At 41.5% G+C, this 15,301-nt stretch carries 12 protein-coding genes and 1 tRNA gene; 8 read left to right on the top strand and 5 right to left on the bottom strand.

All coding sequences use genetic code 11. From position 1 onward, the window contains the following. Positions 1-271: 271 nt before the first annotated feature. Positions 272-685 carry a ribonuclease E inhibitor RraB gene (gene rraB, locus F0249_RS15530; RefSeq protein WP_171757143.1) on the top strand — a complete coding sequence of 138 codons (414 nt, stop codon included), beginning with the start codon at positions 272-274 and terminating at the stop codon, positions 683-685. Positions 686-817: 132 nt separating this feature from the next. Then, positions 818-1,627 carry a hypothetical protein gene (locus F0249_RS15525; protein ID WP_171757142.1) on the top strand — a complete coding sequence of 270 codons (810 nt, stop codon included), beginning with the start codon at positions 818-820 and terminating at the stop codon, positions 1,625-1,627. Positions 1,628-1,729: 102 nt separating this feature from the next. Here F0249_RS15525 and F0249_RS15520 read toward each other — a convergent pair whose 3' ends face one another. Continuing rightward, positions 1,730-2,635, bottom strand: a complete 906-nt coding sequence (locus F0249_RS15520) for a bifunctional helix-turn-helix transcriptional regulator/GNAT family N-acetyltransferase (protein WP_171757141.1) — start codon at positions 2,633-2,635, stop codon at positions 1,730-1,732. 238 nt (positions 2,636-2,873) lie between these two features. Here F0249_RS15520 and F0249_RS15515 point away from each other — a divergent pair, with 238 nt between their 5' ends. Further along, a complete protein-coding gene (locus tag F0249_RS15515) occupies positions 2,874-4,046 on the top strand; it encodes a YjgN family protein (protein WP_171757140.1) in 1,173 nt (390 codons plus the stop codon). Further along, entirely contained in the window at positions 4,047-5,042 is a 996-nt protein-coding gene (locus F0249_RS15510) for a M48 family metallopeptidase (protein WP_171757139.1), read from the top strand. A 109-nt stretch (positions 5,043-5,151) separates the two neighbouring features. On the opposite strand, the gene F0249_RS15505 is transcribed toward F0249_RS15510, so the two are convergent. The 3 genes from F0249_RS15505 to pepA all read right to left on the bottom strand — a co-directional run bounded on the left by F0249_RS15505 (position 5,152) and on the right by pepA (position 10,246). Further along, complete coding sequence (locus F0249_RS15505) at positions 5,152-8,025, bottom strand: valine--tRNA ligase (RefSeq protein ID WP_171757138.1); 2,874 nt, start codon at positions 8,023-8,025, stop codon at positions 5,152-5,154. A gap of 147 nt (positions 8,026-8,172) precedes the next feature. Beyond that, positions 8,173-8,622: a DNA polymerase III subunit chi gene (locus F0249_RS15500; RefSeq protein WP_171757137.1), complete on the bottom strand. Its 450-nt coding sequence runs from the start codon at positions 8,620-8,622 to the stop codon at positions 8,173-8,175. 103 nt (positions 8,623-8,725) lie between these two features. Continuing rightward, positions 8,726-10,246, bottom strand: a complete 1,521-nt coding sequence (gene pepA, locus F0249_RS15495; RefSeq protein ID WP_017051827.1) for a leucyl aminopeptidase — start codon at positions 10,244-10,246, stop codon at positions 8,726-8,728. Between the two features lie 190 nt (positions 10,247-10,436). On the opposite strand from pepA, the gene lptF reads away from it, so the two are divergent. Together lptF and lptG are read left to right on the top strand one after the other, a co-directional pair. After that, positions 10,437-11,537, top strand: a complete 1,101-nt coding sequence (lptF, locus tag F0249_RS15490) for an LPS export ABC transporter permease LptF (RefSeq protein ID WP_136994927.1) — start codon at positions 10,437-10,439, stop codon at positions 11,535-11,537. A 3-nt stretch (positions 11,538-11,540) separates the two neighbouring features. Next, the gene (lptG, locus tag F0249_RS15485) at positions 11,541-12,611 is read left to right on the top strand and encodes an LPS export ABC transporter permease LptG (RefSeq protein WP_171757136.1); all 1,071 of its coding nucleotides are present in this window, start codon (positions 11,541-11,543) and stop codon (positions 12,609-12,611) included. A gap of 43 nt (positions 12,612-12,654) precedes the next feature. Here the strand turns inward: lptG and F0249_RS15480 are convergent, their stop codons facing one another. Then, the gene (locus F0249_RS15480; RefSeq protein ID WP_017051824.1) at positions 12,655-13,131 is read right to left on the bottom strand and encodes an RDD family protein; all 477 of its coding nucleotides are present in this window, start codon (positions 13,129-13,131) and stop codon (positions 12,655-12,657) included. A gap of 194 nt (positions 13,132-13,325) precedes the next feature. Here F0249_RS15480 and F0249_RS15475 point away from each other — a divergent pair. Both F0249_RS15475 and F0249_RS15470 read left to right on the top strand, forming a co-directional pair. Then, positions 13,326-13,410, top strand: a tRNA-Leu gene (locus F0249_RS15475). Between the two features lie 236 nt (positions 13,411-13,646). Further along, complete coding sequence (locus tag F0249_RS15470; RefSeq protein ID WP_029203277.1) at positions 13,647-14,900, top strand: HD-GYP domain-containing protein; 1,254 nt, start codon at positions 13,647-13,649, stop codon at positions 14,898-14,900. Positions 14,901-15,301: the final 401 nt, after the last annotated feature.

Here is a 15,301-nt window from a genome sequence, read left to right as displayed (position 1 = left end):
ACTATATGCAATCAAGGATAATAAACAGGCGGTTTACTGAGCACTTCTCATTTTAAGCCATAAAAATATTGTTCTGAATTTCGTTATGCATAAAAAATGTTAATTTCCTGTATGTACCTTGTTCGTTTTTTTACTCGCCATTAAATATTTAAATCTGATCCAGAAAAGATCGGTTCTAGGAGAGTTTGATAGTGGCTTTTAAGCTCGATCCATGACATATTTCATCGCTATAATATTTGATCCTTATAAGCACACATTCTGGAGCACAAACATGTCTCACGAAGATGAATATCTATCAGTTGAAGATTTAATTGAGATTCAAAAAGAAGATACACGCGACATCATTGAAGCCTTAATTGAAGACGGTAGTGATCCGGATGCGCTGTATGACATCGAGCACCACCTTTTTGCTGAAAACTTTGAAGTACTGGAAAAAGCAGTGGTTGAAGCATTCAAGATGGGTTTCGAAGTTCTTGAAGCAGAAGAGACGGAAGATGAAGATGGCAACAAGCTTCTTTGTTGTGATGCGACGATGCAATCTGTGTTAAAAGCGGATGTGATTGATGAGCAAGTGGTTAAGTTGGTTAACTTAGCTGAGAAGTTCGACATTATTTATGATGGCTGGGGTACTTACTACGAAGGTGAGGACGCTATCCATGAAGACGAAGAAGATGACGAAGAGTAATCGTTAATTCTGCTTCTTTTTATTAAAAATGCCGACATATCCGTCGGCATTTTTTATTCCTCAAAAAGAGATGTCATTCTATCTACCCATTCTCTATAATGCAGGCAAACTTGATCTAGCTCAATTTATATTATGCAATTACCTCTGGCTGGCTGGTGGCAAATCTCACCATTGACCGATCTCTCTGTACCTCAAAATGATATTACTTTTCCATCCGCATTAAGTGCGGTACTGCCTAGTGATTTAACAGAAGAGATGATCGCGGATCAAGAATGGCACTTAATGCATGATATTGATGTAGATGAAGCCATGCTTTCGTTTCCTGCGGTTGAGCTTGTAATAGCAGGTGTCGATTATTTTGCGGAGGTTAGGTTGAATGGCGTGGCGCTGTTTGATTGCGATGCCACTCAAAACGTATATAAGAAAGACATTCGACCTTACTTACAGTTAGGGAGAAATCGCTTTGAAGTTCTCTTTTTAGAGCAAGAAGAAGATTTATTGTTTGAAGAAGATAAATTGGATATATGCACTTTAGGTGAACAGAAAGTGACGCCTTCTGATCGTCGTATCGGGATCTGGAAAGCGCCGTACTTACAATTTATTAAACACGTTCGCCTAGATCATATTACCACTGAGCAGATTTGGCATTACGGTGGCGGCTGTGAATTTAAAGTTGATGTTTACTATCAAACATTCGCCTCGGGCCTCATTTCTGCTTCGATCAAATTTAATGGTATGACTTACCATGTTCCACTTGATGTCAGAGCCGACCATGCGGGAGCTCTATTCCAGATTGAAGCCCCTAAATACATCGATTTAAATAACCCTAATTCTGACGATATGTATCAACTTGAAATCAAACTTGATGGGCAAGAATTGAAGCTTCAGGTGGGATTGAGCCAAGACTTATGCGTGACTCATTTTCCTGTGTTATCTGCGTGATGGCTCTTTTTTCAGGTGCTAATGATTCCATCTTCTAGTACTAGTGACTTTGTTTTTTTGGGGTTGATAGAAGCGTTTGTCAAAGCAAAGGATCTGCTTAGCTCATAACACTTTCAGCATTCGAATTTCACAAACCTCATGACCAGTATTCCCCATCGCTTGCTTAATATGCTCAAAACCTAATGATTCATAAAGTGCCACTGCAGCACTTAATTCTGCGGTGGTCTCTAGGTAACAGTACTTGTAGCCTTGTTTCTGAGCGAAGTTTAGCGCTTTGGTGACAAGCGTTTTCGCTAAACCTTTACCTCGGATTTGAGGTAAGAAATACATCTTTTGCAGTTCGCAAACCCCTTCCTCTCCAATTAAAGGAGCAACACCGCCGCCACCAACGACTGCCTCTCCAGCTTCTATTACCCAATATTGTGCATTGCTCGCGCAGTATACTTCACTCATGCAATCTAAAGTCGGATCGCCAACGGCATAGCCTTGCTCTTCAGTTAAACCGAACTCAGCGGAAACGTTACGGATAACGGAAGCTATTGCCGAGTTGTCTGTGTGAATTAAAGGACGCACCTTTAAACCTTTTTGTCGTTCCGTATTAAGCAGTGCTTGGTTATAGATGGTTAAGGTGCTTTCAAGCTGAGTTAATTGCTCGATTGGAAGTTGGTCAATCACTTGCTGGTAATGGTGATTTTGTTGCTGGTGTAATTGCTGCAATGTATGTAACCCCTGTTCAGTTAGGGTCGTCACTTGGCTACGCTTATCTTTTGGGTTGGTGATACTTTTGATGAAGCCTAACTTGCTTAGTCGGTTAAGAGTTCGACTCGCATTGGATTTATCGACATTTAAAAGCTTCGCCATTTGGTTCACGCTGCAAGGTGATCTTTCTAATTCAATGAGAGCATGAGCTTGAACGGGGGTAAGCGATACCTCTCCGCACTGGGTTTCTAGCATGCCCAATTGCCTGACAAGTTGGCGAGATAGATCTCTTAATGAGGCTGGGTTCATAATTATTACCTAAAAGTAGTTGCGTACTGCAACTTAATTTAGTTGCGAGTGGCAACTATGTCAATAAGCATCATTTATCCATTATTAATGATTAATAAATCAATAGCTTAAATATATAAAAAGTACGCATGTGTCGTTATTTATAAATTGATTTAAACTATCTGTTTCTGTATTTTCTTGGTAGATGTGCGCAAAGACGTATATGAATTTTTACTACTGTCAGATGGAATCATAGAAAATGGACAAGAATGAGTTAGAAACCCAGGTTGCTTTTAGTGGTCAGGGTAAAGAGTATTTCGGGATTTGGATTGTTAATATCTTATTATCAATCATTACGCTGGGTATTTATTCTGCGTGGGCGAAGGTTCGTAATAAACGGTACTTTTATGGAAATACAGCGATTAGTGGTGATTGCTTTGAATATCACGGCAAACCGATACAAATATTGAAAGGTCGTATTATCGCAATGATCTGCGTTGTGGCTTGGGTTGTCAGCAATCAATTTGCGCCTCAAATTTCATTGGTACTATTGGTTGGTTTTTTTGCACTTCTGCCATTATTAGCTCGTAGTAATGCTCGTTTTGATGCTGCAATGACAAGCTTTCGCAATGTTCATTTTTCCTTTCAAGGCACGACTTCAGGAGCTTATTGGGCAATACTTGGACGCGGCCTCATTGTTATGGTTGGCTTCATCGCAGCGATTGCTGTAACCGTATTTGCTATGAAAGCGAGTATGATTGCTGGTGGTATTGCGATTCTATTATTGATGCCTGCTTATGTTTATCTTCAATCTTGGTCATTGGTCGGTATTGCTAATTATTTCTCGAATGGTTATTGCTATGGTGATCGTCAGTTTAAAGCAGACTACCAAAACAGTTTTTATTTTAAAGTGTATTTAAAGGGTATGATTGCTTGGACTTTAATATCGGTTGTTGCCGCTTTGGTATTCTTTAGTGTGGCAGGCTTTAATTTAATCAATAATCCAGACTCGCTTGCTGAAGTGGCTAATAGTGGTAGTTTGGCTTCAATGATTACAATTTTTTATTTTGGTTTCATTGTGATGAGTATGGCGATTGCTGCCTATATTCGGGTGACAATAAGAAATTATACGTTTTCAGAGTTAGTGCTTGATAGTAAAGAAGGTGAAGCGGATTCTGCACTAAGCTTTTCGTCGACGTTAACCGTTACAAGTTATATTTCATTGGTGGTAACGAACTTCTTACTTCAAGTATTTACTCTTGGCTTAGCTAGGCCGTGGGTTATGGTTCGAACGATGAGTTACTTATCAGAGAACACTTATGTTCAAGGGAATTTGGACCTATTACTGGTCAATGATCAAGCTTCAGATGTGAGTTCCGCTATTTCAGATGAGATCTCCCAAGCCTTTAATATCGACCTTGGTATTGGTTAAATGATATCAGGCGTTGCACACCCGCCTCGTAGTTCTGAACGCTGCGAGGCGACATTAGATGTTTCTCAACCCGATAAAGTTACTCTCAACCTTCCGGAAAGGAGCACCTCCGCATATTTAAACCGTGTGGATATTGTGCATGGAGTTGGAGCGTCCCCGACGAAGATTCGATTCCCTGATGGCTCGCAATTTATCGCAAGCAGTAATGAGGAGTTGAATCATTATTTGCAAAGTAAGGGACGAAATAACCTCATTGGTAAGCTTGAGAAAAACATCACCGCTATTTTACTGAGTAGTTTAGCTTTAGTGCTCCTTACTGTCTCAATCTTTACTCATGGCATCCCTTGGCTTACCCATCAGATTGTGGCTAACTTACCTGATTCAGTTCCTCAATTGATTGAGAGACAGGTACTGGAATCTTTGGATGAGCAATTGTTTGAATACTCTACTCTTTCACAACAGCAACAGGTTCATATTCGCCAACGTTTCCATTCTCAGCTTGATCTGATGGATATTCATGACGAAGTACAATTAGTTTTTCGTTCTTCAGATCTTGGTGCAAATGCTTTTGCTCTCAGTGGTGGAACCATTGTTGTTTTGGATGACTTAGTGCGGTTAACGAAAACGGAGAAGCAGCTAGACAGTATTCTATTGCATGAATTAGGTCATATTAAGCATCAGCATGTGATGAAAGCATTAGTACGTTCTAGCTTGATCTCATCTGCGGTGGCGCTATTGACGGGTGAAAGCTCAGGTGTGATCGATAATCTCACGGGATTAGGGGTGTTTGTCGCGAATAATGGGCAGTCCCAAGAAGCGGAGCGTGAAGCTGATGCTTTTGCCTCTGACGCAATGGTTAAACTGTACGGTTCAAATCAAGCGATGGTAGATATGTTTGAGTTGCTAGGGAAGGAAGGACACATGGAGCTACCTACATGGTTAAGTTCTCATCCTGAGTTGAATGAACGAATTGAGTCATTAAAAAGGGCGCATTAATGATTTGGTGCGAGATCGGCTCAGAAAAGAGTAGGGCTGAATTATTGTGATAAATAAAAAGGGCAGAAAAATCTGCCCTTTATACTTCATTGATTAATCAGAGAGTGAATTATAGCGCAGCAATAGTTTGCTTTTGTGCTTCCAACTTCACTAAAGTCTCTTTGTAACCTTCTAGCTTTTCACGCTCTTTAGCGATAACGACTTCTGGTGCTTTAGCAACGAAGCCTTCGTTACCTAGTTTACCTTCGATGCGTTTGATTTCGCCTTGAGTTTTTGCAACTTCTTTATCTAGACGAGCAAGCTCTGCATCTTTGTTGATAAGACCCGCCATTGGGATCATCAATTCAGATTTGCCAACCAGTTTAGTCGCACAAGCAGGAGTTGCTTCGCCATCGGCTAGAACTTTAATGTCGTCTAACTTAGCAAGAGAGTTCAGAACGATCATGTTTGCTTCGATACGAGCTGCATCTTTCTCGTCTGCTACTTTGATCATTACTTCTAGGCCTTTGCTAGGTGCAATATCGTATTCCGCACGTAAGTTACGGATAGCAGTGATGAAGTTTTTCACCCATTCAATGTCTTCTACGATCTCAGCATTGAAGTTATCTTCATTAAACTGAGGAAGCGCTTGAGTCATGATTGTCTCACCTTCAACACCATCTACTAGTGGCTTAACACTCTGCCAGATAGATTCTGTGATGTAAGGAAGAACAGGGTGCGCAAGACGCAGAGTTTTCTCTAGAACCGTGATAAGCGTATAACGAGTCGCTTGTTGTTGAGCTTCAGTGCCTTTCCAAAGAACAGGTTTCGTTAGCTCTAAGTACCAGTCACAGAATTGGTTCCAGATGAATTCGTAAAGCGTGTTTGCTGCCATGTCTAGACGGTAGTTGTCTAGATGAGCGTTAAACTCTTTCGCTGCAACTTCAAACTGAGATTCAATCCATTTGTCTGCTAGAGAGAACTCCATGTTTGCACGGTTTTCAGCAGACAGTGACATGCCACAATCGTGCTCTTCTGTGTTCATCAGTACGTAACGGCTTGCGTTCCATAGCTTGTTACAGAAGTTACGGTAACCTTCAAGACGCTTCATGTCCCAGTTGATGTCACGACCTGTTGAAGCCATAGCCGCAAGAGTGAAACGTAGCGCGTCAGTACCGTATGGTTCGATGCCGTTTTCGAAGGTTTTACGTGTTGCTTTTTCGATCTTAGCAGCCATCTTAGGTTGCATCATGTTGCCACAACGCTTCTCTACTAGCTCTTCAAGACCAATACCATCGATCATGTCGATAGGGTCAAGTACGTTACCTTTCGATTTCGACATCTTGTCGCCGTTTTCATCACGGATAAGACCCGTCATGTAAACTGTTTTGAAAGGTACTTGCGCATTGCCGTCTTCGTCTTTCACGAAGTGCATGGTCATCATGATCATACGAGCAACCCAGAAGAAGATAATATCAAAACCAGATACTAGAACTTCAGATGGGTGGAATGTTTTTAGTGCATCTGTGTTTTCAGGCCAGCCTTGCGTGCCGAACGTCCAAAGTGCAGAAGAGAACCAAGTATCGAGAACGTCGTCGTCTTGCTTAAGCACAACAACAGGCGCTAGGTTGTTCTTTTCACGAACTTCTTCTTCTGTACGACCTACGTAAACTTTACCTTCATTGTCGTACCATGCTGGGATGCGGTGACCCCACCAAAGTTGACGAGAGATACACCAGTCTTGCACGTCACGCATCCACGCAAAGTACATGTTTTCGTATTGCTTAGGAACGAATTGGATTTGACCATCTTCAACGGCTTTAACTGCAGGTTCTGCAAGCGGCGCTGTACGCACGTACCATTGGTCAGTCAGCATTGGTTCGATAACTACACCACCACGGTCGCCGTAAGGTACGGTTAGGTCGTGATCTTTGATCTCTTCAAGAAGACCAAGTTCTTCGAATTCAGCAACGATAGCTTTACGAGCAGCAAAGCGCTCCATGCCTTGGTATTTAGCAGGGATGTCTGTTGAGTAAACATCGCTTTCTTCGCCGTTGGTTGTGAATACTTCAGCAGCATCACGGATATCAGCGTTGAACGTTAGGATGTTGATCATTGGTAGGTTGTTGCGCTTACCAACTTCGTAATCGTTAAAATCGTGAGCAGGGGTGATTTTCACACAACCTGTACCCTTTTCCATGTCAGCGTGCTCATCGCCTACGATAGGGATAAGACGGTTAACAACAGGAAGTAGGATCTCTTTACCGATAAGATCTTTGTAGCGAGGATCTTCTGGGTTTACCGCTACGCCAGTGTCACCAAGCATGGTTTCTGGACGAGTAGTCGCAACAACGATGTAATCTTTACCATCCGCGGTTTTAACACCGTTCGCTAGAGGGTAGCGGAAGTGCCACATGAAACCTTTTTTGTCTTTGTTTTCAACTTCAAGATCAGAAATCGCAGTGTGCAGTTTAGGATCCCAGTTTACTAGACGCTTACCACGGTAGATTAGGTCTTCTTCGTATAGACGAACGAAGACTTCTTGAGTCGCAGCAGATAAGCCGTCATCCATAGTGAAACGTTCACGGTCCCAGTCTACAGATGCACCTAGGCGACGAAGTTGCTTAGTGATCGTGCCACCAGATTCGCCTTTCCATTCCCAGATCTTGTCGATGAAAGCTTCACGGCCGTAGTCGTGTTTTGTTTTGCCTTCTTCAGCAGCGATCTTACGCTCTACAACCATTTGAGTTGCGATACCTGCGTGGTCAGTACCCACTTGCCAAAGCGTATTTTTACCTTTCATACGCTCTGCACGGATTAGAGTATCCATGATCGTATCTTGGAACGCGTGACCCATATGTAGGCTACCAGTGACGTTCGGTGGCGGGATCATGATGCTGTAAGCTTCTTTTGATGTGTCACCGTGTGGCTTAAAGTAGCCTTTCTCTTCCCAAGTCTTATACAGAGCTTGTTCGATTGATGTTGGGTTATATGTCTTTTCCATAGTGCTCTTAACGGATACTTTGATTATTTAAAACAGGTCAAACTTCATAACTAACGCTTCTCAGAATGTACTGAATCTCAGAGTTTATGCTTCTTAGCGCTTTAGCTCCTCAAAAATAACTGAGAGCGATTTAGGTATGATGTTTGACTATGGATATTCGATGTCGATGGTTTGCAATTGATACCCTGCCTGACGGTAAACTTTATACCTTTCACGAGCGAGTTGCTTAGCTTTTTCATCACAGGGAACGAAGTCTATCACTTGAGCAAAGGTTCGAGCAAAGGTTGTCTGATTATCAGCCAAATTTATTACCAATTGACGGTTCCAAGTGTGTTTTACACCGGTATAACCGATTTCAATACTGGTTGCATATTTAGGGCCTTCACCCACTAGGTTATGCGCCATGAAGTTTTCGGGTAGCACTTGCCAAAAATGTTCAGCTATTTGTTCGGCATGTTCTTTGTCATTGCAGTGCAAATAGACTTTTGCATTTTGCTGAACAAAATGACGAGTAAGAAAAAGCAAATATTGTGCAAAACCATCCTGATTAGCTTGGGGGCCATCAGCACTTACGATGTAAAATGTTGCTGTTTGCATAGTGTTTACTCACTTTTTCTTTATCTCGTTTATCTATATAAGTGTATAGCTGATTGAACTCACAATAATGCGAGCAACAAAAAAGGGCCCTGAGGCCCTTTTACTATTTTGAAGATTGCTCTTCAGTTTCTTGGCCACTTCGGTTCAATAAGAATTGGACAAGCATTGAGACCGGACGGCCCGTTGAGCCTTTCGCAGCACCTGACTTCCACGCAGTACCTGCGCTATCAATGTGTGCCCAGTTGTATTTCTTAGCAAATTTCGATAAGAAACAACCCGCAGTAATGGTGCCACCAGGACGACCACCAATGTTTGCCATGTCTGCAAATGGGCTTGATAGTTGCTCATGGTACTCATCGGTCATCGGTAGACGCCATGCTCGGTCGCTTGCTTGCTCTGATGCATTCACTAGCTCATGAGACAGTGGATTGTGATTAGAAAGCACAGCACTAATATGGTGACCAAGCGCCATCACACATGCGCCTGTTAGTGTCGCGACATCGACAACACAATCTGGTTCGAAACGTTCAACGTAAGTCAGTGCATCACAAAGAACCAAACGTCCTTCAGCATCGGTATTCAATACTTCAACGGTTTGGCCTGACATAGTGGTAAGGATGTCACCAGGACGGTAAGCATTGCTACCTGGCATATTTTCACAGCCCGCTAGAACGCCAACTACGTTGATTGGCAGGTTCAATTTAGCGAGGGCTTTCATGGTGCCGAATACCGACGCTGCGCCACACATGTCGTATTTCATTTCATCCATAGCTTCACCTGGTTTAAGTGAAATACCACCTGAATCAAATGTTAAGCCTTTTCCGATCAGTACAATTGGTTTGGCATCTGGATCGGCTGCGCCTTTATATTCCATCACTGACATCAGAGATTCATTACGAGAACCTCGACCAACTGCTAGGTATGAGGTCATACCCAGTTTTTCCATCTCTTCTTCACCGATGATTTTTGTCGTTACCGTTTCAAAATCATCTGCAAGGCGTCTTGCTTGAGATGCGAGGTAAGCAGGATTCGCAATATTTGGTGGCATGTTGCCAAGATCTTTCGACGCTTTTACGCCTGAAGAAATAGCAAGGCCATGAGTGATCGCTCTTTCACCAAGGTTTAACTCACGACGAGTCGGTACATTGAATACTAACTTGCGAAGTGGGCGACGAGTTTCTGGCTTATTGCTTTTGAATTGATCGAAGGTGTAAAGACCATCTTTAGTTGCTTCAACCGCTTGACGTACTTTCCAGTAGGTATCACGACCTTTAACGTGCAACTCTGTAAGGAAACAAACAGCTTCCATAGAACCTGTCTCATTAAGCGTGCTGATCGTCTTTTGAATTATTTCTTTGTATTGACGTTCACCAAGCTCGCGTTCTTTACCGCAACCGACAAGAAGTACACGTTCAGACAGAACTCCTGGTACTTGATGCAACAACAGCATTTGACCTGGTTTTCCTTCGAGATCACCACGGCGAAGTAGTGAACTAATATAGCCATCGCTGATTTTATCTAGCTGCTCAGCGACTGGAGAAAGGCGACGTGGTTCAAACACACCAACAACGATACATGCGCTGCGCTGTTTCTCTGGGCTGCCACTTTTTACACTGAACTCCATGCGTACTCCTACATCCTGAAGACAAATCGAACTAAATGTTAGATAATGATAGTTTACTTGCTGGATCCTGTATTCGAAAGGGCCCTAAATAAACCAATTAACACTTAGCTAAAATTAAAAAAATAAAAGGTTCAACGGGAAATTATAGTGATTCAATTAAAAAAACAAGTTTTGTATAGGTAATTTGAGCGTGATTATTGTTAGATATTTGATCCGCGAGACACTTAAGAGCCAGTTTGCGATTTTTTTCGTCCTGTTTTTAGTGTTTCTAAGCCAAAAATTTATTAGCGTTTTGGCCGACGCTACCGATGGCGATATTCCTGCGAGCCTTATTCTTTCGGTTGTTGGTTTGAATATGCCAGCAATGGGGCTGTTGATGCTCCCACTTAGTCTGTTTATTGGGATCTTGCTGACATTTGGTCGTTTGTACGCCGAAAGTGAAATTGTGGTCATGAACGCGACAGGAATTGGCAATAAGTTTTTAATTCAAGCTGCACTGTATTTGGCATTGATTACAGGCAGTATCGCTGCATTTAACTCGCTATGGCTTTCACCTTGGAGTCAGGAAAAAGAAGCGCAGTTAATGGAACAAATCGCTGCGGAAAACAGTGTCGATTTATTAAAGAAAGGACATTTTCAGCGCACTCCTGATGGTTCGTCGGTCGTGTTTATTGACGATATCAAAAATAGTACATTATCGAATGTCTTTGTTGCTCAGTTATTGCCTAGAGATTCCATTTTACCAAGCGTTATGTTTTCGTCGTCAGGTGTTGTAAAAGAGCTGACAGATGGAAGGCAGATCATCTCGATGAGTGATGGTGTCCGATATGAAGGCGTACCAACAAGGCTTGACTATATGGTGACGAAATTTGAGGAATATGATGGGCTAATAGGGCAGCGAGAAGTGAAACGCAAAGGTCGAGATTGGGAAGCATTGCCAACATTTGAGCTTCTTACTCATCCAGACCCGAGTGCCAAAGCTGAGCTTCAATGGCGTATTTCCTTATTTATTTGTATACCGTTATTGACCATGCTAGTTGTACCACTTTCTGCGGTTAATCCTCGTCAAGGTCGATTTGCTAAAATGGGGCCTGCTATCTTGATCTATTTAGCGTATTTCTTGTCGATTAGTGCGACTAAATCTGCTTTAGAAGATGGAAGTATTCCCGCTTCAATTGGATTGTGGCCCATTAATGCCGGGTTGTTAATTGTTGCTGTGGGAGCCAATCTGATGGATAGCATTCCCGTTCGTCGATTTAAAGATATCTTAAGAAAGAAGAGGCTTGCCTAGACTGTGTTTAAAATTCTTGATTTGTATATAGGCAGAACAATCATTGCAACCACTTCTTTGGTGTTAGTGACCTTCGTTGGTTTGTCTGGAATTATCAAATATGTAGATCAACTGCGAAAAGTTGGCAGAGGAAGTTATGATCTACTGGATGCGTTGTTCTTCGTCATATTGAGTATTCCACGTGACATTGAAATGTTTTTCCCAATGGCGGCTCTGCTTGGTGCTTTAATTGGGCTTGGAATGATGGCTTCGAGCTCTGAACTTGTGGTGATGCAAGCTGCCGGATTTTCAAAATTGAACATTGGATCTTCTGTTTTGAAAACGGCGGTTCCTTTGATGCTAGCGGTAATGCTATTAGGTCAGTGGGGCGCACCACAAGCACAAAAAATTGCTAGGGAAATGCGTGCTTTTGCTGTTTCTGGAGGAAGCATTGTTTCTGTTAGAAGCGGTGTTTGGGCTCGTGATGCCAATGATTTTATCTTTATAGGCAAAGTCGATGATGACAAGTTATGGGCTTTAAACATGTGGCGATTTAATGCTGACAAGCAGTTAGAGTCCATCATTTCCGCGGAAACGGTAAGCTATTTAAAAGATAATACGTGGTTGATGAAAGACGTTCAGATTACCAATATGATGAATGAAGTCGAAATTTCCAAACAACAATTACCTGAATATCGCTGGAAAACATCATTAGCACCAGACAAGCTTGCTGTGGTGACAGTTAAACCGGGTGAGTTGTCGTTGAGTGGCCTTTATGATTACGTTAATTACCTTAAAGAATCAGAGCAAGATTCATCTCGTTATGAACTAGCGCTATGGCGGAAAATAACGCAACCATTTTCAATCGCGGTTATGATGCTTATGGCTCTGTCATTTATTTTTGGTCCATTACGTAGTGTGACCATGGGGGCTAGAATTCTATCGGGTGTTATTGCCGGTTTTACTTTCTATATATCAAGTGAATTTTTTGGACCGTTAAGTCTGGTTTATAACATCCCACCAATGTTTGGTGCGATAGCTCCCAGTATCGTATTTTTGACCATCTCGATAATACTGCTCAGAAGAAAGTTATAGATATAAAAATGGAAGACATCGTGTCTTCCATTTTTTTTGAACTTTAGTTTGCTTTCGGTAGCACGACAACTTCAGTTTTTGCCCAGATATCTTGGAAACCTCGCTTCTGGGGATCAAATGGAACCGCCAGATTTGCTAAACCGAAGCCGGAAGTTCCTAATCTTATTAAAGCTTGAGTGGTCGTTATCGGGCTATTATCCGAATTTTGTAAACGTAATTTCCATGCCCTCATCCCCAATGTTTGACCTGCACGAGTCCAAAAGAACACAAAAAAGTAGACCCAAACACTGACTAGGTAAATAGTATAAACATAGCTCCATACAGGATGCGTGGAGAGTAGGTCACTTGCATCGGTGTAAGTACCGTAATGCAATAGACCAGCAGCAACTAATGCTTCAAGGATTGCAATTACGATGCCCGCAGCCATCATCTCGATAGCAATAACAATTAAAGCATCATAAAGAAGAGCGCCTAATCGACGCATTAAACTGGCTGGTGGTAAATTATGTTGTGTATTCATTGCTCGTTTCTTATTGTGAAATATTGGCGTCAGAATATAGTCTTGAAGGCACAGAGGGAAGAGAGATTACGCACAGCTTCGTCATTTATGGCGAAAATATCGTCAAACGATTTGTAATTCAATCTTTTGCACTTGCACAGGTAATCATCTTACGTATAATGCCAAACATCGAAAGGGCAATGCCCCAAGATAATGCCGGTATGGTGAAATTGGTATACACGACGGATTCAAAATCCGTTGCCTTCGGGCGTGGCGGTTCAAGTCCGCCTACCGGTACCATATTTAAATGATAAAGCCTCGACTCAAGTCGGGGCTTTGTTGTATCTAGAATCTTCGAACTTTTTCACACATCTTAAACACACTGAACAAATTCCCTTAATAGTACTATTTACATCACTTTTATTGATTCGATCCTATTTGGAAGAATGCCGCTAAAAAGTGAGACAATGATGATTTTGAAAATTAGATCATCTAATATTGTTGATAATGAATTTTTCAATGATGTTGTATAGATAGTGGCAAGTATAAAAATTACAGTGGATCGTATTCAGCCGGGGTTACATATTCGTCTTCCAGTTAAATGGAATGAACACCCGTTTTTGTTTAATAGCTTTAAGGTTAAAAACCAAGAGCAAATCCAACTTATACGCCACCTCGGTATACAGCATGTCTATATAAATCCTAGCCAAAGCGATACAAAGCCTCTTCCACCAAATCAAAAGATTGAGAATTCATCCTCTTCTGATAAAGAGATCGATCTTGAAGCTCAAAAAATGTGGAAGGAAAAAGAGAAAAGAATTGAAAAGTTGAGCTCTTACCGACGAAGAGTGATCAATTGTGAAAAAGAGTTCGAGCGCTCTTTGGCAAGAATGCGTTCCGTGATGGTCAAAATTCGTAATCGACCAGCTGATGCAGTGGGAGAAGCGAGCTTATTAATAGAAGACATTGTTGATAAGTTGCTTTCTGATGATAGCGTGACTTTACATTTGATGAACGGAAAGAGTGAATTTGAAGATATCTATTTTCATGCATTAAATGTTGCCGTTATTTCGATGATGGTTGGCAAAGCTAAAGGTTATGATTCTGCAAAAATAAAAGAGCTTTCCTTTGCTGCGTTATTCCATGACATGGGGAAAATTAAAATCCCAACTGCAATTCTTAGGAAGCAAACTCAGCTCACTGAACCTGAAAAGAACTATTTAAAGTTACACACCAAATATGGGTTAGATTTAGCTAGCCATATAGATGACTTCCCTGAAAGTGCAAGATTGGTCATCGATCAACATCATGAAATGAATGATGGCTCTGGTTATCCTAATGGATTAAAAGAGGATAGCATTGATGAGCTTGCGCAAATCGTAGCTGTCGCTAATGCATTTGATAATCTTTGTCATCCTAATATACCGTCAGAGCAAAAAATCCCATATATAGCTTTATCTCATTTATATAAAAATTGTAAGCACCTTTATAGTAATGAAAATCTGAACATTTTAATCAAGTTCATGGGCGTTTTTCCGCCAGGAACTGTGGTTCAGCTTTCTAATGACATGATTGGGTTGGTGATATCTGTGAATTCAAAGAATATCCTTTATCCTAATGTTCTAATGTATGATGCAAATGTGCCAAGAACTCAAGCTCCTATTATTGAGCTCGCAGGGAAAGACCTGAAAATAGTAAATGCTATTTCACCAAATAAGCTGCCAGATAAAGTCCGTGAGTATTTGAACCCTCGCTCACGTATTTCCTACTTTTTTGATAGTGATGATTAGTTATCCACAGCTTTTTGTGTGTAAGTTGTGCTCAAGATGTGTCCGGGTTGTGGGGGATATCTAGGTCGGTTTTTTTTTGTCCAATCAGACCTTTTTTACAAGAAAAATGCTTATTTACGCTTGCTAATGTGATTCCGATCCCTATAATGCGACCTCACTGACACGGCAGAGCCCACAAGGGTTCAAGCGCAATGTCAGTTAGGCTTCTAGCTTAAAAAGATAAATTTGAGAAAGTGTTTGACACTCTCGTTTATCCCGCTAGAATAGCCGCCTCTTCAAGGGAAGCTTAGCAACTTAAGAAGAGAAGCTCTTTAACAATTTAGACCTATCAATCTGTGTGGGCACTCGTTGATGATAATCACTAGTTTCGTACTGTTTGTTTTCGCTTTTTAAAGCGAAAG

Origin of the sequence: Vibrio sp. 03-59-1, from assembly GCF_013114135.1 — a bacterium.
Taxonomy (GTDB): domain Bacteria; phylum Pseudomonadota; class Gammaproteobacteria; order Enterobacterales; family Vibrionaceae; genus Vibrio; species Vibrio cortegadensis.
Note: the sequence above shows the minus strand (reverse complement) of the source record. Positions and strands in the feature narration are given on the sequence as shown.